Here is a 23,503-nt window from a genome sequence, read left to right on the forward strand (position 1 = left end):
ATGCCGAATACACGCACGGCACATCTTCGGACCCCGCGCAATCGGATTTCGCCGCAGCGGGTCATTCGTACGGACGCGTCATCACCCGGACCGGAATGCGGTAAAGGGCGACGGCACGGAAAAACACCGGAACAGGAACGGGTAAAGGAACGGCGGAAAACCGGACGGAAGGCCGGAAGGGCCGTGAAGACAGGGAATGACGGGAAGTGGGCGGGAAGAACCGGAATCAGCGCGGGCGGAAGGGGCGGGTGGGGCCCCCGTCACGCGGGGAGGGCCTCGGGGGCGGCCTCCCGGCTCCTGAGCGCCCGGTCGGCGATGCGCGGCATGGCGGCTCCGGCCAGCGCGAACCCGAGGGCCATGGCCAGCCAGCCGAGGCTCCCGTGCTCGATGGCGAGCCAGGTCAGCAGCGCCGGAGCGATCATCTTGCCCATGTCCGAGCCCATCGCGTACGTGCCCTGGTACTGGCCCTGGGCGTGCTCGGGCGCCAGCGCGAACGACATGCCCCAGCTGCCCGCCGACTGGCGGATCTCGCCCAGCACGTGGGCCAGGGCCCCGAGGAGCAGCAGTACTCCGGCGAGCGTCGCCGAGGTCCCGCCGCTGAAGGAGAAGACCACACAGGCGAGCGCGAGGCACAGCGCCCCGGACCGCGAGGCCCTCGCCGCGGCCCGCGGCTCGTCGGTGCCGCGAGCGGCCCTGACCTGGAGGAGGACGACGGCGGCCGTGTTGGTCAGCAGGATCGCCGCGATCATCCAGCGCGGTGCGTCGGTGCGGTGCAGCACCCACAGCGGCAGGACGACGTCGAGCAGCAGGTTGTGCATGGACAGCAGGCCGTCCAGCACCACGAACGTCAGGTACGGGCGGTCCCGCAGCACCTTCAGGGCCGGTCCGGGGCGGGCCGGCTGGGCCGCGACCGCGGGCAGCATCAGGGTGAGCAGCCCCGTCGCCAGGTAGGTGGCCGCGTTGAAGGCGACGGCCGCCTTGTACGCCCAGACCGAGTCGGCGGCGAGCAGCAGCCCGGCGAGGGCGGCTCCCACCGAGACGCTGACGTTGCTGGTGGCCCGCAGGTAGGCGCGGACCGAGACCCGGTCCTGCGGCGGCACGAGTCCGGCGACCATGGCCATGCGGGCGCTGCGGCTGGCGCTGTAGGCGACGGCTTGCGCGCTGACCACCAGCAGGTAGGCCGTGAAGCCCTCCACCGCGAGCAGGGCCGCCGTGAGCGGACCGAGGGCGATGAAGGACCAGATCTGCACCGAGCGCGGACCGATGCGGTCGGCCAGGTGTCCGGTCGGGGTGCTGACCAGGAGGGCGATACCGGCGGCGACACCGACGCCGAGGGCGAACCGCCCGGCCGAGAGCCCGAGCACGGCGGTCGCGAAGATGGCGTTCAGTGCCATCCAGAGGCCCTGCCCCAGGGTGTGCACCAGGGTGATGCCGGTCAGGACGCGTGCCGGGCCGGCGGGCGGCAGCAGGCGGTTCAGCATCGGCCTGCCGCGTTGCGGTCCGCTCGTACGGACGTCATGAAGCTTCCTCGTGCGCACGCCAGGATCACTGACACGCCCCCACCCCTCGTTAAGCGCCGTTGCCAACGACAAGATTCGGGAAATTCCCCCGTGGTCGCGGGGCCGAGATCGTCGGCGCCGCAGGCCATATCGAAACTTGATCGACATCTGGCTGTCCAGGAAATACACCTGTGACCCCGATCACATGATCGAAATCCTGGGATCGGGTAAAGGGCGCAGAAAAACCATGTGGAGAAACGGTCGCCCCCCTGCCCTTACCGGCCGGTAGGGCATAGGGCGGAGCGCTGCATTCCGGGGGGTCTTCCGGTCATCCCGCCGCTCAGGAGGATTGGCCGGGCCGTCCTCGGGCAGGCGGCGGGTGGAGCGGAGGAGGTCGTATGTCGCGAGAGACGCCCCGGGGGCGCGATGAGAGCCCGGACGAGCGGGCGGACCGTCAATGGCAGGAGCTGATCCAGGAGATCCGGGTGGCCCAGACGGGGGTGCAGATCCTCTTCGGGTTCCTGCTGACCGTGGTCTTCACGCCGCACTTCCAGGGGCTGGCCGAAATGGACAAGGCCGTCTACGTCGCCACGGTCGTCCTCGGCGCGCTGGCCACCGGCGCCCTCATAGGACCCGTCTCCTTCCACCGGATCGTCTCGGGCCGCCGCATCAAGCCCAAGGCGGTGGTCTGGGCCTCGCGCCTCACCTTCGCCGGCATCGTGCTGCTGCTGGCCACCTGCACCTCCGCCCTCTTCCTCGTCCTGCGGGTCGCCGCGCCCGACACGGTCGTGCCCTGGCTGGTTTCCGCCGTCGTCGCCTGGTACCTGCTGTGCTGGTTCGCACTGCCGCTGTGGGCGCGGATGCGCTACACCTCCGAGGAGTAGGAACCATGGCCGGGCACGCACTCTCCCGCAGCGAACGCAGGTCCCTGACCGCCATCGAACGGACCCTGCGGACCGACCCGCGGTTCCGGCGGGTGATGACCGTCGGCGCGGAGCTCCTCCCCGACGGGCGCGGCACTCCGGAACGCCGGGCCGAGCCGGAGGAACCGCGCAGCAGGCTCCCGGGCGCGGTCTGGGCGTCGGTCGTCCTCTCGCTCGTCCTGCTGCCGCTGGCGGCCGCCACCTCGTCGCCCACCCTGATCTGCGCCTTCGCGGTGTCCTACGCGATCACGCTCGTCGGCATCGGGCTGCTGCTCCGGCACTGGTGCGGCCGGTGCGGCTGATCCGCCGGGCGGGACCGCGAGGGCAAACGAAAGGACCGAACAGCCCGCGAAGACAGAGGAGACCCAGAAGACCGAGGAGTGCGATATGAGCGAGCACAGGCAGCCCCACCGGTCCGCGCCGCCCACCCCCTCAGGGCCGGCCGGCGAGAGCGGCGACGGCGCGGCGCGCCGTCCGGCGGACGAGACCGAGACCGGCAGGGCCGGGGACACCGGCCCCGAGGAGGAGGGCGGCGGCCGCTTCGCCAAGCGGCAACGGCCGGGCCTCGGCCGCGAGGAACAGACCCGCCCCTACCCGCCGGGCTCCGGCCCGCGGCCCGAGAGGGAGAGCGACGACCGCTGACCGCGTGCCCGACAGGGCCTGGGCCGTCTAGAGCAGCGCGGCCGCGCACTCCTCGGCGAGGTCCTCGGCGTGCGGCGGCAGGGGCCCGCCGACGCGCGGATGGCGGCGGACGACGACCGAGAGCGGCAGGTCGACCATGGCCAGGGTGACGCGCTCGTGGCCCTGGGCGCCCTCGTCCGCGTCCTCGGCCCCAAGAGCTGGATTTTCGGATCTGGCCGGGGGCGGCGCGACGCGCCGAGGTCCGAAAGGCATTCCCTGGAGGTCAGGGGAGCTCGGGGATGAACGGCAGGTAGTCCTCGGTGCCCTCCGACGGGACCACCGCGTAACTCGCCTCGGGCAGTTCGTTCCACACGCCGGGCAGGCTTCCGAGGGGTTCGGAGACCACTAGCCGCGTCTCGTCGGACACCTCGCGCAGGTACGGCAGCTCCGGGTACAGCTGGCGCACCGTCTCGGCCCTGCTGCTGTAGTACAGCGAACGGGACCGGCCCTGGCTGGAGTAGCGGAAGGCCCAGACCCGGGTGCCCTCGCTGACGGCGACCGTCATCTGGAGCGGGTCGGCCACCCCGTGCTCCTTGCCGAGCCGCTCCACCAGACCCGCCATCCGGGCGACCGCCCCGGGCGGGTCCTGGTCGAGCCCGAAGGTGACGGCCAGGTAGAACATCACCTCGGAGTCGGTCGACCCCTCGATGCAGGGGAACAGCGCCGGATCGACGGCCATGCACAGATCGCGCTGGAGGCGGCGGAAGTCGGTGATCGCGCCGTTGTGCATCCACAGCCAGCGGCCGTGCCGGAAGGGGTGGCAGTTCGTCTGCTGGATCGCCGAACCCGTGGAGGCGCGGACGTGCGCGAAGAACAGCGGTGAGCGGACGTGCGAGGCCAGCTCCCGCAGGTTCTGGTTGTTCCAGGCCGGGCCGATGTCCCGGAACACCGCGGGGGTCCCGTCGCCGTCGGCGCTGTACCAGCCGATGCCGAAGCCGTCGCCGTTGGTGGACTCGACCCCCATGCGCGCGTGCAGGCTCTGGTTGATCAGCGAGTGCTCGGGCTGGTAGAGGACGGCGTCGAGCAGCATCGGTGAGCCGGAGTAGGCGAGCCATCGACACATGTGCACCATCCCTCTCGTGCGCCACTGCGTCCGAGCCTAACTCGCCGGGCGATCGCACGGCCTCCCGTTGCGCCGGGAGGGTGGCACCCCCGCATGGCGGCACGCCGAGCGGGGCACGCGGCCCCGCCCCGCGTCCGCACGCCGCTTCCCCCGCGGCGGGGAAGCCGGTCCTCCGCGCCCCGCCTACCGTCCGTCGCCGGAGTCGTCCGGCCAGCCGTACCCGGTGCGCGGCGCCTCCGGTACGGCGCCCAGCGCCGCCAGGTCCCGGTCGGCGGCCCGGCTCAGCTGCCCGGCCAGGTCGCGCATCGCCCGGCTCGCCGCCAGTTCGTCACCGATGGCCGGGACATCCACGTCCTGCGGGTTGCAGCGCGCCCGGCCCCGGCCGACCATCGTGGCCTTCCCGGTCTCGAGCACCGCCCTGGCTTTGGTCGTGCCGTCCTCCTCGACGAGGTAGACGCCGACCTTCCACTCCTCGGCGTGTGACATGGCCTGCCTCCTGACCTCCCGGGCCTCGTCCTACCAGGATCCCTCCGCCGGGGCCGGTCCGGCCACGGCAGGACGGTCGCCGCCCCGCCAGGGCCGTGTCACACCGCGGGGACGAGGCGTGCGGGGGTCGGGCCGTCGGGACGCACCGTGATGCTGTACGCGGCCCCGGCCGGGACGGAGTCGAACACCGGGGCCTGCAGCGGCAGCAGCCGCTCCAGCAGGGCGGTCGACTCGCGCAGCGCGAACTGCGTGCCGAGGCAGGCGCGCGGGCCCATGCCGAAGGGCAGGTAGGCGCCGGGCTGCGCGGGCCGGCCGCCCGGGGTGGTGAAGCGGCCCGGGTCGAAGCGCTCGGGGTCCGGCCACAGCCGCGGGTCGCGGTGCGTGAGGTACGGGCACACCAGCAGGTCCGTCCCCGCCGCGACGGCGTGACCCGACAGGGTGTCGGCCTCCGCCGCGTGCCGGGGCAGGAGCCAGGCCGACGGGTAGAGCCGCAGCGTTTCGCTGACCAGTGCCTGGAGGGCCTCCCGGCGCTCCGGCGAGCCCTCGGGCCCTGCGGCCAGAGCCTCCTCGCGGGCCGCGGGGTGCCGGTCGAGGAGCAGGTACAGCCAGGTCAGCGTGGTGGCGGTGGTCTCGTGGCCGGCGACCAGCAGCGTGACCAGCTCGTCGCGCAGCAACCGGTCCGTGTACTCGGGGTGGGTCGAGGAGGCGTCGACCAGCACCTGGAGCAGCCCCGGCCCGTCCGGGCCCGTCTCGCGGTCCCGGGCGGCGGCGACGGCGTGCCGGGCGACCGCGTCGATCCGGGCCAGGTCGGCGGCCACCGACCCCCGGGCCTCCACCTCGTCGGCGGGCAGGCTCGGCAGCGCCGCCACCACGGCCGCCACGGAAGCGAGCTCCCGCGCGGTGCGGGCGTCCAGGGGGTGGCCGGTGAGCGCGCGCCAGATGGTGTCCAGGGCGAAGAGGCGCATCTCCTCGCCGACGTCGAAGGTCTCCCCGGTACGCGCGAAGCGTGCCCAGCGCCCGGCGGCGGTACCGGCCGCCGCCGCGATCCGCTGCTCGTACCGGCGCATGCCCGTACCGGTGAACTGCGCCTGGAGCAGCCGTCGTTGGCGCTTCCACGCCTCCCCGGCCGCGGCGAGCACCCCGTCGCCGATCAGCAGGCGGGCCCGGTGGGAGCGCTTGACGTACCGCTCCGGATTCCGGGCCAGCACGTGCTGCACGGCCTCCGGCCCGGTGACCAGCACGGTGGGCTCCGGCCCGATCCGGACGGCGGCCACCCCGCCGCAGCGCTCACGCGCCAGTGCCAGCAGCTCGATCAGCCCGCCCCCGCCCGCCCGCCACCGCCCGACCTCGGCGGTGTCGAGCTCGGGCACCGGCAGCCCCCCTCCGGCGGGCTCCTCCTGGGCGGGCGGCCCGGTAACGGCGTGCGTGGCCACGGCGGTTCTCCTGTCCGGCGGGGATAGGGCAGCACGGACTGTACGCGTGCGCGTACCCGCGCACGAGGGCGCTTCGAGCCGATACGGCCAGGTACGCCCCGACAGGACCTAGCTCTGGGGTGCCCAGCGCTGTGAGGCGTTGCCGTTGCAGGTGTTGGCGACCAGGCCGCTGCTCAATCCCAGGTCGAGGCAGCCGCCGTTGTAGACGTTGCGCAGGGTGCCACCGGAGCCGGTGCGCCAGGTGCGGGCGGTGTCCTGGGCGCAGTCGCCCACGAAGACGGCCTGGCCGAGCATGTTGCCGTAGAGGCAGCCGCCCGTCTGCTGGTTGACCAGCTTGAAGCTGCCGTCGCCCTGGCTCCGCACCGTCCAGCGGGCCGTCGGATCGGAGCAGTCGCCGTAGTCGGAGGAGCCGTAGACCTGGGTGACGCACTTCCCGTTGTTGCCGTTGCGGTAGTGGCGGGTGCCGGAGGCGGGGGGAGGCGCGGCCGTCGAGGATCCGCCTCCGCCGGGGGTGCCGGAGCCGCCCGGATTGTCGGGCGTGCCGGCCGTGGGGCCCGGGCCCGTGCCCGTGCCGGGTCCCGCGCCCGTGCCCGTCCCGCCGTTCCCGGCGGGCGGGGCCGGCGGTGCGCCCGGACTCTGGCCCTGCGCCGGGGACTGCCCCGGGGAGGCCGCCGCCGGACCGGGCGGGCTGCCGCTCGCCCCCGAGGGCACTACCGGGCCGGACGGCGCGGCCGACGGAGCGGTGCCGCCCTGGGGCGCGCCCGGGCCCGGAGCGGACACGGAAGGCTGCGCCCCGGCCCGGGAGGGGGCGGTGATGTGCGGCAGGTACTGGACGGCGATGGTCGTGCCGCCCGCCACCACGACGACGGGGAGCACGGCGAGGAAGACCCGGGTGCGGCGGCGCCGTTCGGGACGGGTGGCCGGCGGCTCGGCCCCCGCGGCGGGCTTCCCGCCGCCCAGGGGCAGCGTCGGTACGTCGATCTCCTGCACGTCCGCGGCGAACGCGGCCCGCTCGGCCAGTCGCCCGGTGACCGCTTCCGGCCACAGTGGCGCCTCGAAGGGGCCCTGGGCGGAGGCCCGTTCGAGGAGTCCGGCGGCGGTGGGACGGTGCGCGGGGTCCTTGGAGAGGCAGGCGGCCACGACCTCCGCGAGGTCGGGGTCGAGCTCCCGCAGGGGTGCCAGGTCGGGCTCCTCGTGGACGATGCGGTAGAGCACGCCGTGGCCCGATTCCTCACCGAAGGGCGGCCGGCCGCAGGCCGCGTACGCCAGCACCGAGCCCAGCGCGAAGACGTCCGTGGCTCCGCTCAACGCCTTGGCCCCCGAGGCCTGTTCGGGTGCCATGTACGCGGGCGTGCCCACCACCATCCCGGTCCGGGTGAGCTGGCTCTGCTCGGCGGCCCGGGCGACCCCGAAGTCGATCAGGGTGAGGCCGTCGAGGGTGAGCATGATGTTGGACGGCTTGAGGTCCCGGTGCACCATGTCCAGTGCGTGCACCGCCGCCAGGCCCTCGGCGGCCTCCCGCAGCAGCAGCCACAGCGCCCGCGCGGGCAGCGGGCCGCCGTGCAGTGCGAGGGCCTCGCGCAGGGTGAGGCCGGGGATGTAGGCGGTGGCGAACCACGGGGGATTCGCGGTGCGGTCGCTGTCGAGCAGCGGGGCGGTGACCTTCCGCGGCAGCCGGGCGAGGTTGTCGAGCTCGTGCCCGAAGCGGCGCCGGAAGTCCTCGTCCTCACCGACGACGGAGGCGAGGAGCTGCTTGACGGCCACGTACCGTCCGTCCAGGACCCCCAGGTACACCCGCCCCATGCCGCCGGCGCCCAGCCGGCCCGCCAGTGCCGCGCGCCCGATCAGCCGCGGGTCCTCCGCGTCCAGCGGCTCGGCCCCGCTTCCCCTCAGCTCTAACACGTCAGCCCCGTCAGAATTGGAATGAGTTTCCGGAAACCTACCGGACGCGGCGGGATACTTCAGCGGTGATCCCCAACGATTTCCGCCCTGTTGGGCGCGAGCACCCCGGGACGGCAGGCCCGTACCGGGACGGCACGACGCCCGGGCCGGCCGGCCCGGGCGTCGTGATCGGGATCGCTCAGGCCGCTCAGGCCAGGTCGAACCGGTCCAGTTCCATGACCTTGTGCCACGCGGCGACGAAGTCCTCGGCGAACTTGCGCCCGGCGTCGTCGCTCGCGTACACCTCCGCCAGCGCCCGCAGCTCCGAGTTCGAGCCGAAGACGAGGTCGGCACGGGTGCCCGTCCACTTCACGGCGCCCGTGGCGGCGTCGCGGCCCTCGAAGGTGTTCTGGTCCGCCGAGGTGGCCTTCCACGTCGTGCCCAGGTCGAGCAGGTTGACGAAGAAGTCGTTGGTCAGCGTGCCGGGGGCGTCGGTGAACACGCCCAGCTGGGACTGCTGGTGGTTGGCGCCCAGGACGCGCAGGCCGCCGACGAGGACGGTCAGCTCGGGGGCGGACAGGTTGAGCAGGTTCGCCCTGTCGACCAGCAGGTACTCGGCCGGGAGGCGGTTGCCCTTGCCGAGGTAGTTGCGGAAGCCGTCGGCGGTGGGCTCCAGCGCCGCGAAGGACTCGACGTCCGTCTGCTCCTGCGAGGCGTCGACCCGGCCCGGGGTGAAGGGCACCTCGACGTCGTGCCCGGCGTCCTTGGCGGCCTGCTCCACGGCGGCGCAGCCGCCGAGGACGATCAGGTCGGCCAGGGAGACCCGCTTGCCGCCGGTCTGGGCGGAGTTGAAGGACTCCTGGACGCCCTCCAGGGTGCGCAGCACCGTGGCCAGCTGGTCGGGCTCGTTGACCTCCCAGCCGGCCTGCGGCTGGAGGCGGATGCGGGCGCCGTTGGCGCCGCCGCGCTTGTCGCTGCCGCGGAAGGAGGAGGCCGCCGCCCAGGCCACGGAGACGAGCTGGGACACGGTCAGGTCGGTGCCGAGGATCCGCTCCTTGAGGGAGGCGACGTCCGCGGCGTCGATCAGCTCGTGCGTGCGGGCCGGCAGCGGATCCTGCCAGAGCAGGGTCTCGGCCGGCACCTCGGGGCCGAGGTAGCGCACGACGGGCCCCATGTCGCGGTGGGTCAGCTTGAACCAGGCGCGGGCGAAGGCGTCCGCGAACTGCTCCGGGTGCTCCAGGAAGCGGCGCGAGATCTGCTCGTAGGCCGGGTCGAAGCGGAGCGCGAGGTCCGTGGTCAGCATCGTCGGGGCGTGGCTCTTGGACGGGTCGTGCGCGTCCGGGATGGTGCCCGCGCCCGCGCCGTCCTTCGCGACCCACTGCTGGGCGCCGGCGGGGCTGCGGGTCAGCTCGTACTCGTAGCCGAAGAGGTTCTCGAAGAAGTTGTTGCTCCACCGGGTCGGCGTCGTGGTCCAGGTGACCTCGAGGCCGCTGGTGATGGTGTCGGCGCCCTTGCCGGAGCCGTACGTGCTCTGCCAGCCGAAGCCCTGCGCCTCCAGCGGCGCGGCCTCGGGGTCGTTGCCCACGTGGTCGGCCGGGCCGGCGCCGTGCGCCTTGCCGAAGGTGTGGCCGCCGGCTATCAGCGCGACGGTCTCCTCGTCGTTCATCGCCATCCGGCGGAACGTCTCACGGATGTCGCGCGCAGCCGCGAGCGGGTCCGGGTTCCCGTTGGGACCCTCCGGGTTGACGTAGATTAGACCCATCTGGACGGCGCCGAGCGGGCTTTCCAGCTCCCGGTCGCCGGTGTAGCGCTGGTCGTCGAGCCAGGTGGTCTCCGGGCCCCAGTAGACGTCCTCGTCGGGCTCCCACACGTCGGCGCGGCCACCGGCGAAGCCGAAGGTCTCGAAGCCCATCGACTCCAGCGCGACGTTGCCCGCGAGGATCATGAGGTCGGCCCAGGACAGGTTCTGGCCGTACTTCTTCTTCACCGGCCACAGCAGCCGGCGGGCCTTGTCGAGGTTGGCGTTGTCCGGCCAGCTGTTGAGCGGGGCGAACCGCTGCTGGCCGGAGCCCGCACCGCCCCGGCCGTCACTGATCCGGTAGGTGCCGGCGCTGTGCCAGGCCATCCGGACCATGAACGGGCCGTAGTGGCCGAAGTCCGCGGGCCACCAGTCCTGCGAGGTGGTCAGCGTCTGCTCGATGTCCCGCTTCACGGCGGAGAGGTCGAGGGACTTGAAGGCCTCGGCGTAGTCGAACCCCTCGCCGAGCGGGTTGGCCACGGCGGGGTTCTTGGCGAGGATCTTCAGATTGAGGCGCTCGGGCCACCACTGGCGGTTCCCGCCGCCCTGGGTGGGGTGGAGGGCGCGCTCGTGCGCGACCGGGCAGCCGCCTGCGCCCTCTGTTTTGGCGTCTACGACGACTGCGTCATGGTTCTCAGACATGGAAATCCTTCCGGACCAGGCGGATCACGCTGTTCAGGAACGGGCGCGAGGTAACGGTGGTGCGACAGCAGGGGGTGCGGCGGCGGACCTCGCCCCGCCGTCCGTCATCCGGACGACGGACCGGCCCGTCACCTCGCTGTCTCCTGCCGCGTCGGGATGTTCTTGTCCCTTGGCTATCAACGCATCAGATCCTACGATGGACGCAGTCCAAGTCAAGAAGCACACCAAGCCCGGATCCCATCGGCTCCCGGATTCCCACGGGGGCTCCGGGCGGCCCCGTCGAACCCGAAGAGGTGAGCCGACATGAGTGACCTGCTGGAACGGCTGCGCAGGCGCGGCTGGCGGATGACGTCACAGAGGCGCGTCGTCGCGGAGGTCCTGGACGGCGACCACGTGCACCTGACCGCCGACGAGGTGCACGCCCGGGCCGTGGACCGGCTGCCCGAAATCTCCCGGGCCACCGTCTACAACGCCCTGGGCGAACTCGTCGCCCTCGGTGAGGTCGCCGAGGTCTCCACCGACGGCCGGGCGAAGCGCTACGACCCCAACGCGCACCACCCGCACCACCACCTCGTCTGCTCGGGCTGCGGCCTCATCCGGGACGTCCGCCCCGCCGGGAACCCGCTCGCCGACCTCCCGGCGGGGGAACGCTTCGGCTTCTCGGTGTCCGGGGCCGAGGTCACCTACCGGGGGCTGTGCCCGTCCTGCGCCCCCTGACGGGCGTCAGCCCCTCGGCCGCGCCGCGCCTACCCGTACGCGGCGAACGCCTTCGTGAAGGCCAGCGGCTCCTGGAGCACGGAGCTGCAGGTGGCGTCGGCGTGGCCGAGGGCGCCCGCCGCGCACTGCCGGTCGCGCGCCGAGGACCACATCGCCAGCCGGCCGATCCCCTTCGACTCGGCGAAGCGTACGAGCTCCGTCGCGTCCGCCACGCCGAACACCTCGCTCGCCACGTCGTTGACGCCGATCATCGGTGTGACCGCCACCGCCTTCCAGGCGGCCGCGTCCGAGAGCCCGAGCACGCCCTTGAGCTGCGCCTGGGTCGCGGTCGCGGCCTGGATGGCGTACTGCCCCATGTCCCCGCCGTACGCCGGCCCGTAGTCCATCGCCATGATGTTGACGGTGCTGATCCGCACCCCGTTCCTCGCGGCGTCGGCCAGCAGGGCCACGCCCGGCTGGGTCAGCCCCTCCGGCATCACGGGCAGGGTGAACGCCACGTCCAGGCCGGGGTGGGACTTCTGCAGCCGGGCTATCGCCTGAGCCCGGCGGGTGTTGGCGGCGGTGTCCGGCAGGGCGGCGCCCTCGATGTCGAAGTCGACCTTGGTGAGCCGGTAGGCGTCGACCACCTTCCCGTAGGCGGCGGCCAGTTCGTCGACGGTGGCGCAGTTCAGCGCCAGCTCGCGGCCCGCGGCCCCGCCGAACGACACCCTCACGTCGCCGCCGGCTCCGCGCAGGGCGCCGACCTGGGCCGCCACCTTGTCGCTCGCCAGGTCCGTGACCCCGCCCCACAGCGGTGAGCAGCCCCCGCCGGCAGTGACGAAGGCGAGGTGGAACTCCTTCACCCCGGTCCTGGCCGCGGTGTCGAGGAGGTCGTGGGCGGGATACAGCGAGGTGTCCACGTACGGGGCGAACCGCGCGCCGCCGCCGGGAGCGGCGGTGGCCGTCCCGGTGGGGGAGTGCGGAGCCACCGGACTCGCGGTGGCCGTGGCGGTGGCTGTCGGTGCGGCCGTCGGTGCGGCCGTCGGCGTCGCGGTCGGCGCCGCGGTCGGCGCCGCCGTGGGACGGCCGGCCGGCAGGGGTGTGGCGCCCTGGCCGGGCGAGCACTTCACCGCGTCGATCAGGCAGCCGGTGGGATCACCGGGCGTGCCCGCGCCGCTCGCCACGAAGCCGACGGTCACGGACGCGCCCGGCGCGAGCACCGCGTTCCAGCCGGCGGGCTTCACGGTGACGCGCTGCCCCACGACCGTGTGGGTCCCGTTCCACAGCGAGCCGATCCGCACCCCCGCCGGCAGGTCGAACTGGAGCGTCCAGCCGGACCGCTCCCGGCCGGTGTTGTTGGTGATCACGTACTGGCCGGTGTAACCGCCGCTCCAGGAGCTGGACTTGGTGTACACGGCCCCGACGGACGTGGCCTGGGCCGTGCCGGTGAACGCGAAGACCGCGCCCGCCAGTACCGCCGCCGCCAGGCCCGCCCCCGCGGCGGCCTTCGCCCTGCCGCTCGTCCTGCGCCGGTGTCCGCCCGTGCTGCTGCCCATGGAGTGCCTGCCTCTGTATGACCGGGAAGTTGGGTACGGAGCAGCACGCTAGCCACCGGGAAACGGACATTCGTCCGCTTCGGGGCACCGCCGGCGAAGCTTAGGTTCCGCTTAAGGCGGCGGAAAGGGCGTCCTCAGGAATGGACGTCCTCAGGAATGGACGTCCTCAGCAATAGGCCGCCCTCAGGAAGGGGCGCGTCCACCAGCCCGGCCCGCCGGCCGCCGGATCAGGCGGCGGTCCTTCCACCGTCCATCGGCAGGGAGGCGCCGGTGACGTGGCCCGTGTGGGGGCCGCAGAGCCACCGGGCGACCGCGGCCACCTCCTCCGGCTCGATCAGCCGCTTGATCGCGGGGCCCCGCGGCAGCACCTCCTCGACCACCCGCGACGCGGGGAGGCCGTGTGCCTCGGCCTGGGCGGCGATCTGCCGCTCCACCCCGCGCAGCAGCGGCCCGGGACGCGCTGTCACGCGCCGCCGGGCCGCCCGTCCTACTGGTGGGGGCGCCAGGCCGGCAGGCCGGCCGACGACGGGCGCCAGGCCATCACCTGTGCCAGGTGGCGGAGGATCTCCTCGGCCTCCCGCCGGACCTGGACGGGGACGTCGCCCCGCTCGCGTACGAGCTGGGCGTAGATCGGCGCATCACTGCTGGTGCTGCTCACTTAGGACTTCACTCCCCTGAAGCCGGCACCGCGGGCCGGGCGGCACAAGTGTAGGCGGCGGCTTCGCGGCAGCCGAACAGAGGTCGGTACGGGCGCGGACGGGCGCTCACTTGCATTCGGTCCCGTCGGCCGGAGCGGTGCCGTCGACCAGGAACGCGTCGACCGCCTTGGTGGCGCAGGCGTTGTTCCCGTAGCTGCCGTGTCCCTCGCCCTTCACGGTGAGGTTGATGCCGACGCCGCGGCCGAGCGCGTCGGCCATCCGCTTCGCGCCCTCGACGGGGGTGGCGGGGTCGCCCGTGTTGCCGATCACCACGATCGGGGCCGCGCCCTCGGCGGACACCTGCGGCTTGTCGCTCGTACCGCGCACCGGCCACTGCGAGCACCCGAGCAGGCCCTCGGCCATCTCCGGGCCGAACACCGGGGAGGCCGCGCGGAAGGCGGGCTCCTGCGCCGTCTTCTCCTCGACGGTGTACCGGCGGCTGGTGTCGACGCAGTTGATCGCCGCCTGCGCGGCGTTGGAATTGCTGTAGCGCCCGTCCTCACCGCGGCCGCTGTAGCTGTCCGAGAGCAGCAGCAGGATGTTCCCCGTTCCCAGCTGCCGCAGCTCGCCCAGACCCTGGACGAGGTACTCCCAGGACTCCTTGTCGTAGAGGCTGGCGGCGATGCCGGTGAGGGCCATGTCGGAGGTCAGCTTGCGGCCGCTGTCCGTGGCGGCGGGCTTCGTCTTGAGCTTCTCCAGCAACTCGTTGATCCGCTTGTTGCCCTCGGCGTCGCTCGGGCCGGTCGGGCAGTTGGCGGTGTACTTGTCACGGCAGTACTTCATCGCGTGCTCCAGCGCCTGCTGGAAGCCCTTGGCCTGGCCGAGACCGGCCTGCGCCTCGTCCGCGGTCGGGTCGACGACCGCGTCGAACACGGTGCGGCCCACGTTCTTCGGGAACAGGTGGGCGTAGACCCCGCCCAGCTGGGTGCCGTACGAGATGCCGAAGTAGTTGAGCTTCTGGTCGCCGAGCACCTGGCGCATCAGGTCCATGTCGCGGGCCGTGTTGGCCGTGCCGACGTGGGGGAGCAGCTTGGCGGACTTCTGCTTGCAGGCGTCGGTGAACTTCTTGACCTCGTCGAGGATGTTCTCGGAACCGGTGCCCTCGTCCAGCGTCTTGTCGTCCAGGCAGATCACCGGAGCGCTGTTGCCCACGCCGCGCGGGTCGAAGCTGACGAGGTCGTAGACCGCGCCCAGCTTCTTGTAGTCGTCCGCCGCCTGCGGGAGCGTCTGGACGCCGGAGGCGCCGGGACCGCCGAAGTTGTAGACCAGGGAGCCGATGCGCTTGCCGGTGTTCGTGGCCTTCTTGCGGATCAGCGCCACGTCGATGGTCTCGCCGGCCGGCTTCGCGTAGTCGAGGGGCGCCTTCATGGTGGCGCACTGCCAGGCCGCTCCCGGGGCCTCCCCGCCGCCCTGGGCCGCCGACGGCGCCGGGCAGCCGCGCCAGTCGGGCTTCTGCCCGGTCAGCGAGGCGGGCAGCGGGGGCAGCTGCGTGGGCGTGGCGGCGGGAGCCGACCCCGAGGGCTTCGCACGCGCCGGAGCCTTCGCATCGCTGCCGCAGGCCGCCAGGACGGGCACCGTCAGCAAGGAGACGGCGGCCAGGGCCGCCGTCCGGACGGGGCGGCGTATGAGGTGGGGCATGCGGGGACTCCTGCGCGGTTCGGAGGGCCATGGGTAAACGAAGGACAAAGTGTAGGGGCGGGTTCCGGCCATGCTTCCCCGGGGTCCGCCCAGGCCGCCTCTTTCGGTTCTCGCCGGTCAAGCCCGCGTCTTCTCCCCTGCTGCCGCTGCGTGCATCGCAGGGGAGGAGCGGGAGCGGGTCAGGCGGATCCGGAAGAGGCGGCCTGGCCGGCGGGCGTCGCGTCCGCCGCCCGCAGGGCCCGGTACCGGCCCGGAGTCGTACCGAACTCGCGGCTGAAGGCGTGCGACAGGGCGTACGGAGTGCCGTACCCCACCCGGCGCGCGACGACGGCCAGCGGCTCCTCGGTGTTCCGCAGCCGGGCGGCGGCGAGGTTCAGCCGCCACCAGGTGAGGTACGCCATCGGCGGCCGCCCCACCAGGGCCGTGAAGCGCCGCGCCAGCGTGGGGCGGGACACGCCCGCCTGGGCGGCCAGCCGGTCGTTGGTCCACGGCGCGGCCGGATCGGCGTGCAGCGCGCGCAGCGCGGCGGCCGCCACCGGGTCGCCCAGCACGGCCGGCCAGCCGCCCGCCGCACCCCCGGCCGTCAGCCAGGAACGGACCATGTAGACGAGCAGCAGGTCGAGCAGGCTGGGCACCGCGATCCCGGCCCCCGGCCGCTGCCCGCAGAGCTCACGGCCCAGCAGGTCGATCGCCGACCGGAGTTCGGGGTGGCTGCCCACCCGGTTCGGCAGGTGGACCACGGGCGGCAGTTCCGCCATCAGGGGGTGCGCCCGGCTGCGGTCGAGCCGGTACTTGCCGCACAGCATCTCCACCGCCCCCGTGCCGCCGCCCGGCCGCCCGGGCCCGCGCCACGCCTCCGCGACCGACTCGAACGGCACCGCCCGCGCCACGGCCGCCGCGTCGGCGGGGCCGTCGGCGATCACGTGTCCCGTGCCGTGCGGCAGCAGCACCGCGTCACCCGCGCCCAGCGACACGGGCGGTCCGCCGTCGGGCAGCAGCCAGCAGCCGCCTTCCAGTACGACGTGGAAGCCGGCGCCCTCGTAGGCCGCGAACCGCGCGCACCAGCTGCCCTCCACCCGCATCCGGTCCGACGAGGGCCGGCCCACCCGTACCGCCGCGATCGCGTCGCTCACCACATCCACCGCGGCAGCCTATACGAGGGGGCTCCCGTGTGAGCCGTTCCCGTATGCGGAAGAGCAATCCGGGCATTGAGCCGCTCATGGGAGCCTCCCTAGGGTGATGATCATGGACAACGCGAACGGAAACACCATCGTGCTCGGCGACGTCGAGGTCATCAGGGTCGTCGAGTGGCAGGGCCCCTTCGGACCCGCCGCGGGCCTGGTCCCCCGCGCGGGGGAGCGGCTGTGGCGGGACAACGAGGACTGGCTGGCCCCCGACCACCTCCGCCCGGAGGACGGCACCGCGGTGATGGCCCTGCAGACCTGGGTCCTGCGCAGCGGCGGGACCACCGTCCTCGTCGACACCGGCGTGGGCAACGGCCGCGAACGCCCCGGCACCCCGCTGTTCCACCGGCGGGAGGGGGACTTCCTCGGAGCGCTGGCGCGGGCGGGCGTCCGCCCCCAGGACGTCGACTACGTCGTCAACACGCATCTGCACGCCGACCACGTCGGCTGGAACACCCGCGACGGCCAGGACACCGACGGCGCCGCGGGGGAGTGGACGCCCTCCTTCCCCAACGCCCGGTACCTCATCCCGGCCGCCGACGACCACCACTTCGGCCCGCGCGGCCGTTACGCCGGAGGAGAGAGGGAGGACGACCGGCTGACCTACGAGGACAGCGTCGCGCCCGTGCACCGGGCCGGACAGGCCGTGCTCTGGGAGGGCTCGCACCGCATCGACGAGCACCTCACCCTGGAGGCCGCCCCCGGACACACCCCCGGCTCGTCGGTGCTGCGCCTGGCCTCCGGCACCGACCGGGCCGTGTTCGTCGGCGACCTCCTGCACAGCCCGGTCCAGATCCTCTCCCCGTCCTGCGACAGCTGCTTCTGCATGGACCCCCGGCAGACCGCGGCCACCCGCCGCGAGGTCCTCGGCCGGGCGGCGGACCTGCGGGAACTGGTGGTGCCCGCGCACTTCGGCGGAGCGGGGGCCGTGGAGGTCCGCCGGGAGGGGGAGGGATTCGGGATCTTCCGGTGGGCGGCCTACGGCCCCGGCCGGTGAGCGAGCGGGACCCGGGCGGGGAGCGGCCGGAGCGGCCGGATTGCGGAGCCGGATCATCCGGCTGTTACGGTCCGGAGCATGCCCGCACTGGTCGCCCCCACCGCCCGCCTGCATTCCTCCTGGCTCGCCGCGCAGGAGGAATGGGGGCCCGACGCGCACATGGACGGCGCCGGACTCGGCTCCGCCGACGACGTCGACACCCCCGAGGGCTTCGCCGACTGGACCGGGGAGCTGCTCCGCCGGTCCGACCGCACGGCCCCGCTGGAGCAGGGCCGGGTCCACGCCACCCACTGGTGGATCACCGAGGGCGACACCTACCTGGGCGCCATCGACCTGCGGCACTACCTGAACGGTTTCCTCCTCGACGCGGGCGGCCACATCGGCTACGGCGTCCGCCCCTCGGCACGCGGGCGCGGTCTGGCCACCTGGGCCCTGGGCGAGGTGCTGCACGAGGCGCGGCTGCTCGGCATGGACCAGGTCCTGCTCACCTGCGACCCCGGCAACGAGGCGTCCGCCCGAACCATCGAGCGGAACGGCGGCGTCCTGGAAGACGTACGGGAGACCCTGGTCGGCCCGAAGCGCCGCTACTGGATCACCCTCTGACGGACACCCCCGAGCCCTGCGCCAGACCGGAGAGGCGCAGCGCGCGCAGCATGGCCGGAAGGTCCCAGCGGCCGCAGGAACAGCCGCCGGCCAGCGCCTCCAGCGTCCCGGGCGTCAGCTCGCGGCGCAGCGCGGCGTCCAGCAGCCGCGCCGCCGTCTCCGCGCGTCGGGCGGCCGCTCCGCAATCGCAGTCGTCCCAGGCGCCTTCGAGCAGCCGCAGCAGGTCCCGTCGATCGGTGAAGCGGCTCATCCCGCAGTCCAGCCCGTCGTCGTCCAGGTCGTCCGGGTAGGGCGCCCGGACCCAGGAACCGTTCTCGGACCAGTAGACACAACCGAGCTGCCAGCCGCCCAGCAGGTCGCGCAGGGTCTCGTACGGCAGCCAGTCCGGGCCGCCCGCCAGCATGTCCACGGCCGGCTCGTGCCACTTGACGGCGCTCGACTCGTCCTCGCCGAAGAGCACGTACCGGCCCTCTCCCGTCCGGGCGAAGGTCCACCAGGTGCAGCCGCAGTCGTCGAGGTGCAGCCCCTCCCCGTCGATCCAGTGCCCGGTCCGGTGGACACCGCGGCCCTCCGCCTCGGTGGTGGCCTCCAGCACGGCGACCAGGGCCCAGTGCGCCCACAGCACCTCGGCGGGCGGCAGGTCCCCGGGCAGGCCGGGGCGGTGGATGGTCATGGTGGCGGAATCCCCCTGGACGTGACGGACGTTCACCCCCCCAGCGTAGACCGTGTGCTGCGTGCCCCCGCCGTACGGCCGCCGCGGGCCGTGAGCCCGCGGCGGCCGGCCCTCATCGGGCGTTGTTCTCCGGCAGGTCCATCTCGGCCGGGGCCACCGCGAAGCCGCGGGCGGTGGCCTTCACCGGCTTCTTGCCGCAGAAGGCCCCTTCGAGGGTCCCGCCCAGGGCGGTGTTCGCCGAGCCCCGGTTCGAGGTGTTCGCCATGGCGCTGAGGGTGCGCGCGCCGTCGCGGGTGGCGAAGGCGTAGGTGTAGAAGCCCTGCACGGTGCCGGTGTGCCCGTAGACGGACGTGCCGCACGAGAGGTCGTAGCGGCGCAGGCCCAGACCGTAGAAGCGGGTGTTCGTGGCGTCGGTGGGCGTCATGGTGAGCATCTGGTCCAGCAGGGCGGGCGAGACCAGCTTCCCGCTCACCAGCGCGGACATGAAGGTGCCGAGGTCGGCCGGGTTCGAGATCATCGCGCCGGCCGACTGCGCCCACGACACCGTCTGCTCGGTGGAGTCGACCAGCGGGGCGCCCGCCTCGTCGGGCGTGAGGTAGCCGTGCGTGTGCAGCCCCTTGATCCTCGTGTCGGGGTGCACGTACGAGGTGTTGCGCAGCTTCAGCGGCTTGATGATGCGGCGGTCGTACTCCTTGGCCACCGGCCGGCTCGTGGCCTTCTCGATGAGCATGCCGACGACCACGAAGTTGGTGTTCGAGTACTTGTACGCGACTCCCGGCTCCGTCGTGCGCGGCTCGGCCAGGGAGAGCTTCACCAGCTCGTCGTAGCCGAACACCTTGTTGCGTACGGCCTCGAAGCCGGGGACGGTCTTGTCGAACATCACGTTCGTGTAGTCCGCCAGCCCGCTGCGGTGGGTCAGCAGGTGCCGCACGGTGATCCGGTCGTCGGGCAGCAGACCGGGCAGGTAGCGGTTGACCGGCTTGTCCAGCTCGATCTTCCCCTCGTCCACCAGCTGGAGGAGCACGACCGTCGAGAACGTCTTGGTGACGCTGCCGATCCGGAAGCGGGCCTGGGGGTCCATGGCCTGGCCGGTGACCGTGTCGCGGACACCCACCTTCTCGACCCGGACGTTCTTCCCGTCGCCGATGCGGGCCAGCGCGCCGGGGGCTCCGGCGGCGGTCGTGTTCCGCAGCGCCTGCGCCACGGCCTCCAGGTCGGGATCCGGCAGGGTGGCGGCGGTGGTGGCCGCCCGGGCCATCCCGGGGAAGGCCGCGGGCGCGGCCTGGGCGGCGGTGGCGGGCGCCACGGCGGCCACCGTGGCCAGCAGGGCGGCGCTGACGGCCAGACGGCGGTTCAGGGGCAGGGGCACGTTGTTCCTCTTACTCGGTCGGTGCGGTTCCCGGGACGCGGAGGCCGCCTGCCGTACGGTGCGGGGGCGGGCGGGCGTCCGAGTCGATCAAGAGCTTACGCAAGATCACGCAAAGCCGGTCATCGCGGTTGCGGCCCCCGCTGCCCTCATCTCGCCGAGCCCCGAAGCCCGCTGACGTTCCGTAGGGCACCGGATGGCGACGGCCTCCGTGCCGGACGGGGCGAGCGGGCCCGCACCGGGACGGCCTCCGGCGGGCGGTGGCCGACGCCGTCCACCGCCCCGGCGGCCGCTTCGGCAAGAGACGCGAAGACCCGGGAAGCGACGGGAAGCGACGGGAAGAGCCGGGAAGACGCTCGACACCTGCGACGACGGCCCGCGGCGGCGGCCGCGGCACACACCGGGACGGGCCCCCGTCCCGGGGCCGGGGCGCCGCGGACGCCCGGCGGAATCCACCCGGCCGAAATATGATGGGGCCCGGATCTTCACGCGGCGGGAGCAGGGAGAACATGGGCGTACCCCGGAGGGGTCCGTGACCCGGTGGCGTCAACCCCATCGGCCGGACAGCGCCGACCTGCTGAGCATGCTGGGACGGCTCAGCGCCCAGGCGAGGGAAGGGGCCCGGTTCCAGCACGCCCGGGTGGAGCTGGCCGGAGCCCTCCAGCGCGAGATGCTGCCCCGCTCCCTGCCCGTACTGCCGGGCCTGCGCACCGCGGCCCGCTACGCGCCCGCCCAGCACGGCCTGGAGATCGGCGGCGACTGGTACGACGGGTTCCGGGTGCCCGAGGAGGCCCTCGCCTTCTCCGTCGGCGACGTACAGGGGCACGACGTGGCCGCCGCCGCCTTCATGGGGCAGGTCCGGGTCTGCCTGCGCGCCGTGGCGGCCGTCGTCGGCGATCCGGGCGAGGTGCTGGGCCGGGCCAACGACGTGCTGCTCTCCCTCGACAGCGACCTGTTCGCCACGTGCACCCTGCTGCGCTACGACCCGCGCACCGGCGACCTCGCCAGCGCCCGGGCCGGCCACGTGCCGACCGTCTGGGCCACCACAGCCGGCCGCCACGGCATCGCCGAGGACGCGGGCGGCCCGCCCCTGGGCACGGTCCCCGGGGCGCGGTACGCGGTGACCCGCCGCCGGCTGACGGAACCCGGATCCATCGTCCTGCTGACCGACGGCGTGGTCGAGGGCCCGGCGTTCCCCATCGAGGTGGGCCTCGAACGGGTGCTGCGGATCGTCAGGGAGGGGGCCGGGGGCGACCCCGGAGAGCTGGCGGCCGAGGTGATGAAGGTGGCCGACTCCACCGGCCACGCCGACGACGCGGCCGTGCTCGTCCTCAGCCACGACGCGGCAGCCCCCTGATCCCGGGCGCCAGGCGTGTCACGCCCCTCCCCGACGGCCGGGCTGTTGTCTGATGCTGTGGTGCGCACCGTGGAATGGCGAGGCCGGTCCGAAGCGCTCCTTCGGATCCTCGGGGTCGCCGCCGCCTACTACCTGAGCGGCCGGCTCGGCCTGCTGCGTCAGGTGGTCGTCGAGGGCTCGGTCGTCACGCCCCTGTGGCCGCCCACCGGAATCGCCCTCGCGGCCCTGCTCTGGTTCGGTCCGCGCGTCTGGCCGGGCCTCGCCATCGGCACGTACCTCGCGATCGAGGGGATCAGCGGCTTCCGCCCCGCCGGCCTCGTCATCGTCGCGGGGAACACCCTGGCGCCGCTGTGCGCCTACGCCCTGCTCCGCCGCACCGGCTTCCGGCCGCTGCTCGACCGGCTGCGGGACGGTCTGGCGCTGGTCTTCCTGGGCGGCCTGCTGCCGATGCTGATCAGCGCCACCGCCGGAGCCGGGACGCTCGTCCTCACCGGCGACCTGCCGCTGCCGGAGTTCTGGGGGGTGTGGTCGGCCTGGTGGGCCGGGGACACGATGGGGGTGCTGCTGGTGACCCCGCTGCTGCTGGTCCTGCGCGGGGCCCGGCTGCCCCGCGACCCCTTCCGGATCGCGGAGGCGCTCGCGCTGCTGGTGGCGGCCGGCGTGGTGACCTGGGGGGCCTCCCGCAGCACCCTGTCGCTGCTCTTCCTGGTCTTCCCGCTGCTCATCTGGGCGGCGGTGCGCTTCCAGCTGGCCGGCAGCGCGCCCTGCGCCCTGCTGGTGTCCGTCCTGGCCGTGGGGGCGGCGATCGAGCAGGAAGGCCCTTTCGCCCACCACACCCTGCTGGAGGTCATGGTCAACCTCCAGGCCCTCAACGGGGCGGCCGCCCTGACGGGGCTCCTGCTGTCGGCCTTGGTCACGGAACAGAACAACATCCGCCGCAAGATCGAGGAGGTGTGCGAGGACCTGGCCGAGGCCGTGGCCCACCTCGCCCCCGGCCGGCGGGACGAGTGATCAGGGCAGCGGCACGCCCCGGGCCGTGGTCCACAGCTCGTACCACTCCTCGTGCGTGAGGTCGGGCCGGCGCAGGGCCGCGTCGCCGCAGGCGCGGATCCGGTCGGGCCGGGCCGTGCCGATGACCGGCGCGATGCCCGCAGGGTGCCGCATCAGCCACCACAGCAGCACCGACTCCGGGGTGGTGCCCTTCTTCCGCGCCAGTTCCTCGAGCAGGGCGGCGGTGGCGTGCTCGGCGGGGGTCCGCTGAAGGCCCGTGAACCGGCCCTGCGCCAGCGCGCCCCAGGCCTGCAGCCGGATGCCGTGGTCGAGGCAGTGCTCCAGCGTCCCGAAGGGGAAGCCGTGGGCGGCGCCGTCGGGGGTGTTGAGCAGCACCCCGGCTTCCACCCAGGCCCGGCTGTGCAGGCTCATCTCCAGTTGGTTGGCCACCAGCGGTACGTCCAGACGGGCCTGGAGGCGGGCGATCTGCGCGGCCCCCATGTTCGAGACCCCGAAGGCGCGCACCAGTCTCTGGCCGTGCAGGGACATCAGGGCGGCCGCCACCGCGTCGGGGTCCGCGAGCGGGTCGGGGCGGTGCAGCATGAGCACGTCGATGACGTCGGTCCGCAGCCGTTCGAGGCTCTCCTCGACCCGCCGGACGATGCTCGGGCCGCGCAGGTCGTAGCGGCCCTGGCCGCCGCCCTGGCCGGCCAGGCGGATGCCGCACTTGGTCTGGAGGGTGATGCGCTCACGCAGTCCGGGGGTCCGGGCGAGGACCTCGCCGAAGACGGCCTCGGCCTTGCCGTACCGGTAGATGTCGGCGTGGTCGAAGGCGGTGATGCCGATGTCGAGGGCGGCGCGTACGGCTTCCTCGGCGGCGTCGATGTCCTGGGGCCCGTACGGGCCCGGCTCCCAGCTTCCGCCCAGCCCCATGCACCCGTACAGCACCCGGTGGGCTTCCGCACCCGCGTTCGCGTTCTTCGTCACGGGGGTCACCCTAGACAGGTCTTCTAATGCCGGCGCCGGTGGGTGCGGGCCTGGCAGGTCCACCACGTGACGGCCCCGGTCAGTCCGCCCAGCCACCACAGGAGGACCGCGGGGGCGGACGCGTACGAGGGCCACAGCAGCAGGCCGATGGCCCAGCCGGTGGCGATCACGGCGAGCGGGGGAGCCGCCGCGTACGCCCACACGGGCGCGCGGCGCGTCAGCCGGACGGCGAGGCGGCCGAAGGCGAACGCGACCAGGGCGAAGCCGCTGATCAGGAGCAGAGGGACGAGCCCCACGGTCGGAGCCTCCAGTGTCGGGAACGCCAGGACGATACGCGACCGCCCTCCGCGCG

At 73.5% G+C, this 23,503-nt stretch carries 23 protein-coding genes and 1 pseudogene; 8 read left to right on the top strand and 16 right to left on the bottom strand.

Annotation, left to right across the window (positions count from 1 at the left end):
• Nucleotides 1–260: 260 nt before the first annotated feature.
• A complete protein-coding gene (locus tag ACFY7H_RS14425; protein WP_388937850.1) occupies nt 261–1,481 on the bottom strand; it encodes an MFS transporter in 1,221 nt (406 codons plus the stop codon).
• Nucleotides 1,482–1,897: 416 nt separating this feature from the next.
• On the opposite strand from ACFY7H_RS14425, the gene ACFY7H_RS14430 reads away from it, so the two are divergent.
• The 3 genes from ACFY7H_RS14430 to ACFY7H_RS14440 all read left to right on the top strand — a co-directional run bounded on the left by ACFY7H_RS14430 (nt 1,898) and on the right by ACFY7H_RS14440 (nt 3,064).
• Entirely contained in the window at nt 1,898–2,383 is a 486-nt protein-coding gene (locus ACFY7H_RS14430; protein ID WP_388937851.1) for a DUF6328 family protein, read from the top strand.
• A gap of 5 nt (nt 2,384–2,388) precedes the next feature.
• Complete coding sequence (locus ACFY7H_RS14435; RefSeq protein WP_388937852.1) at nt 2,389–2,724, top strand: DUF3040 domain-containing protein; 336 nt, start codon at nt 2,389–2,391, stop codon at nt 2,722–2,724.
• Between the two features lie 85 nt (nt 2,725–2,809).
• Nucleotides 2,810–3,064 carry a hypothetical protein gene (locus ACFY7H_RS14440; RefSeq protein WP_388937853.1) on the top strand — a complete coding sequence of 85 codons (255 nt, stop codon included), beginning with the start codon at nt 2,810–2,812 and terminating at the stop codon, nt 3,062–3,064.
• A gap of 27 nt (nt 3,065–3,091) precedes the next feature.
• On the opposite strand, the gene ACFY7H_RS14445 is transcribed toward ACFY7H_RS14440, so the two are convergent.
• From ACFY7H_RS14445 to katG, 6 genes are all read right to left on the bottom strand, one after another.
• Nucleotides 3,092–3,316 carry a hypothetical protein gene (locus tag ACFY7H_RS14445; RefSeq protein WP_388937854.1) on the bottom strand — a complete coding sequence of 75 codons (225 nt, stop codon included), beginning with the start codon at nt 3,314–3,316 and terminating at the stop codon, nt 3,092–3,094.
• A 10-nt stretch (nt 3,317–3,326) separates the two neighbouring features.
• A complete protein-coding gene (locus ACFY7H_RS14450; RefSeq protein ID WP_388937855.1) occupies nt 3,327–4,166 on the bottom strand; it encodes a class II glutamine amidotransferase in 840 nt (279 codons plus the stop codon).
• 183 nt (nt 4,167–4,349) lie between these two features.
• Nucleotides 4,350–4,652 carry a DUF1876 domain-containing protein gene (locus ACFY7H_RS14455; RefSeq protein ID WP_388937857.1) on the bottom strand — a complete coding sequence of 101 codons (303 nt, stop codon included), beginning with the start codon at nt 4,650–4,652 and terminating at the stop codon, nt 4,350–4,352.
• A 98-nt stretch (nt 4,653–4,750) separates the two neighbouring features.
• Entirely contained in the window at nt 4,751–6,085 is a 1,335-nt protein-coding gene (locus ACFY7H_RS14460; protein WP_388937858.1) for a cytochrome P450, read from the bottom strand.
• A 108-nt stretch (nt 6,086–6,193) separates the two neighbouring features.
• Nucleotides 6,194–7,987 carry a protein kinase gene (locus ACFY7H_RS14465; protein WP_388937860.1) on the bottom strand — a complete coding sequence of 598 codons (1,794 nt, stop codon included), beginning with the start codon at nt 7,985–7,987 and terminating at the stop codon, nt 6,194–6,196.
• A gap of 187 nt (nt 7,988–8,174) precedes the next feature.
• Nucleotides 8,175–10,406, bottom strand: coding sequence for a catalase/peroxidase HPI (gene katG, locus ACFY7H_RS14470; protein WP_388937862.1), 2,232 nt, complete (start codon nt 10,404–10,406; stop codon nt 8,175–8,177).
• Nucleotides 10,407–10,709: 303 nt separating this feature from the next.
• Here katG and ACFY7H_RS14475 point away from each other — a divergent pair, with 303 nt between their 5' ends.
• Nucleotides 10,710–11,123 (top strand): Fur family transcriptional regulator, encoded by a 414-nt coding sequence (locus ACFY7H_RS14475; protein ID WP_388937864.1) that lies wholly within the window; start codon nt 10,710–10,712, stop codon nt 11,121–11,123.
• A gap of 29 nt (nt 11,124–11,152) precedes the next feature.
• Here ACFY7H_RS14475 and ACFY7H_RS14480 read toward each other — a convergent pair whose 3' ends face one another.
• From ACFY7H_RS14480 to ACFY7H_RS14500, 5 genes and pseudogenes are all read right to left on the bottom strand, one after another.
• Nucleotides 11,153–12,658, bottom strand: a complete 1,506-nt coding sequence (locus tag ACFY7H_RS14480; protein ID WP_388937866.1) for a cellulose binding domain-containing protein — start codon at nt 12,656–12,658, stop codon at nt 11,153–11,155.
• A 227-nt stretch (nt 12,659–12,885) separates the two neighbouring features.
• Nucleotides 12,886–13,092: pseudogene (locus ACFY7H_RS14485) on the bottom strand (SDR family oxidoreductase); the annotation flags it as partial.
• A 53-nt stretch (nt 13,093–13,145) separates the two neighbouring features.
• Nucleotides 13,146–13,316 carry a hypothetical protein gene (locus ACFY7H_RS14490; RefSeq protein WP_388937868.1) on the bottom strand — a complete coding sequence of 57 codons (171 nt, stop codon included), beginning with the start codon at nt 13,314–13,316 and terminating at the stop codon, nt 13,146–13,148.
• A gap of 106 nt (nt 13,317–13,422) precedes the next feature.
• Nucleotides 13,423–14,994, bottom strand: coding sequence for an alpha/beta fold hydrolase (locus tag ACFY7H_RS14495; RefSeq protein ID WP_388937870.1), 1,572 nt, complete (start codon nt 14,992–14,994; stop codon nt 13,423–13,425).
• A 179-nt stretch (nt 14,995–15,173) separates the two neighbouring features.
• A complete protein-coding gene (locus ACFY7H_RS14500) occupies nt 15,174–16,136 on the bottom strand; it encodes an AraC family transcriptional regulator (protein WP_388937872.1) in 963 nt (320 codons plus the stop codon).
• Between the two features lie 103 nt (nt 16,137–16,239).
• Between ACFY7H_RS14500 and ACFY7H_RS14505 the strand changes: the two genes are divergently transcribed.
• Both ACFY7H_RS14505 and ACFY7H_RS14510 read left to right on the top strand, forming a co-directional pair.
• Nucleotides 16,240–17,175, top strand: coding sequence for an MBL fold metallo-hydrolase (locus ACFY7H_RS14505; RefSeq protein WP_388937874.1), 936 nt, complete (start codon nt 16,240–16,242; stop codon nt 17,173–17,175).
• Nucleotides 17,176–17,253: 78 nt separating this feature from the next.
• Nucleotides 17,254–17,778 carry a GNAT family N-acetyltransferase gene (locus tag ACFY7H_RS14510; RefSeq protein WP_388937876.1) on the top strand — a complete coding sequence of 175 codons (525 nt, stop codon included), beginning with the start codon at nt 17,254–17,256 and terminating at the stop codon, nt 17,776–17,778.
• On the opposite strand, the gene ACFY7H_RS14515 is transcribed toward ACFY7H_RS14510, so the two are convergent.
• Complete coding sequence (locus tag ACFY7H_RS14515; protein ID WP_388937878.1) at nt 17,768–18,487, bottom strand: hypothetical protein; 720 nt, start codon at nt 18,485–18,487, stop codon at nt 17,768–17,770. The genes ACFY7H_RS14510 and ACFY7H_RS14515 overlap by 11 nt on opposite strands.
• 76 nt (nt 18,488–18,563) lie before the next feature.
• On the bottom strand, nt 18,564–19,820 hold the full coding sequence (locus tag ACFY7H_RS14520; protein ID WP_388937880.1) for a serine hydrolase domain-containing protein: 1,257 nt from the start codon (nt 19,818–19,820) through the stop codon (nt 18,564–18,566).
• 529 nt (nt 19,821–20,349) lie between these two features.
• Here ACFY7H_RS14520 and ACFY7H_RS14525 point away from each other — a divergent pair.
• Nucleotides 20,350–21,174: a PP2C family protein-serine/threonine phosphatase gene (locus ACFY7H_RS14525; RefSeq protein WP_388937882.1), complete on the top strand. Its 825-nt coding sequence runs from the start codon at nt 20,350–20,352 to the stop codon at nt 21,172–21,174.
• Between the two features lie 57 nt (nt 21,175–21,231).
• A complete protein-coding gene (locus tag ACFY7H_RS14530) occupies nt 21,232–22,185 on the top strand; it encodes an MASE1 domain-containing protein (RefSeq protein WP_388937884.1) in 954 nt (317 codons plus the stop codon).
• On the opposite strand, the gene ACFY7H_RS14535 is transcribed toward ACFY7H_RS14530, so the two are convergent.
• A complete protein-coding gene (locus ACFY7H_RS14535) occupies nt 22,186–23,151 on the bottom strand; it encodes an aldo/keto reductase family oxidoreductase (RefSeq protein WP_388937886.1) in 966 nt (321 codons plus the stop codon).
• A 23-nt stretch (nt 23,152–23,174) separates the two neighbouring features.
• Nucleotides 23,175–23,447, bottom strand: a complete 273-nt coding sequence (locus ACFY7H_RS14540; protein ID WP_388937888.1) for a hypothetical protein — start codon at nt 23,445–23,447, stop codon at nt 23,175–23,177.
• Nucleotides 23,448–23,503 lie beyond the last annotated feature (56 nt).

The organism is Streptomyces sp. NPDC012794, from assembly GCF_042901085.1.
GTDB lineage: Bacteria > Actinomycetota > Actinomycetes > Streptomycetales > Streptomycetaceae > Streptomyces.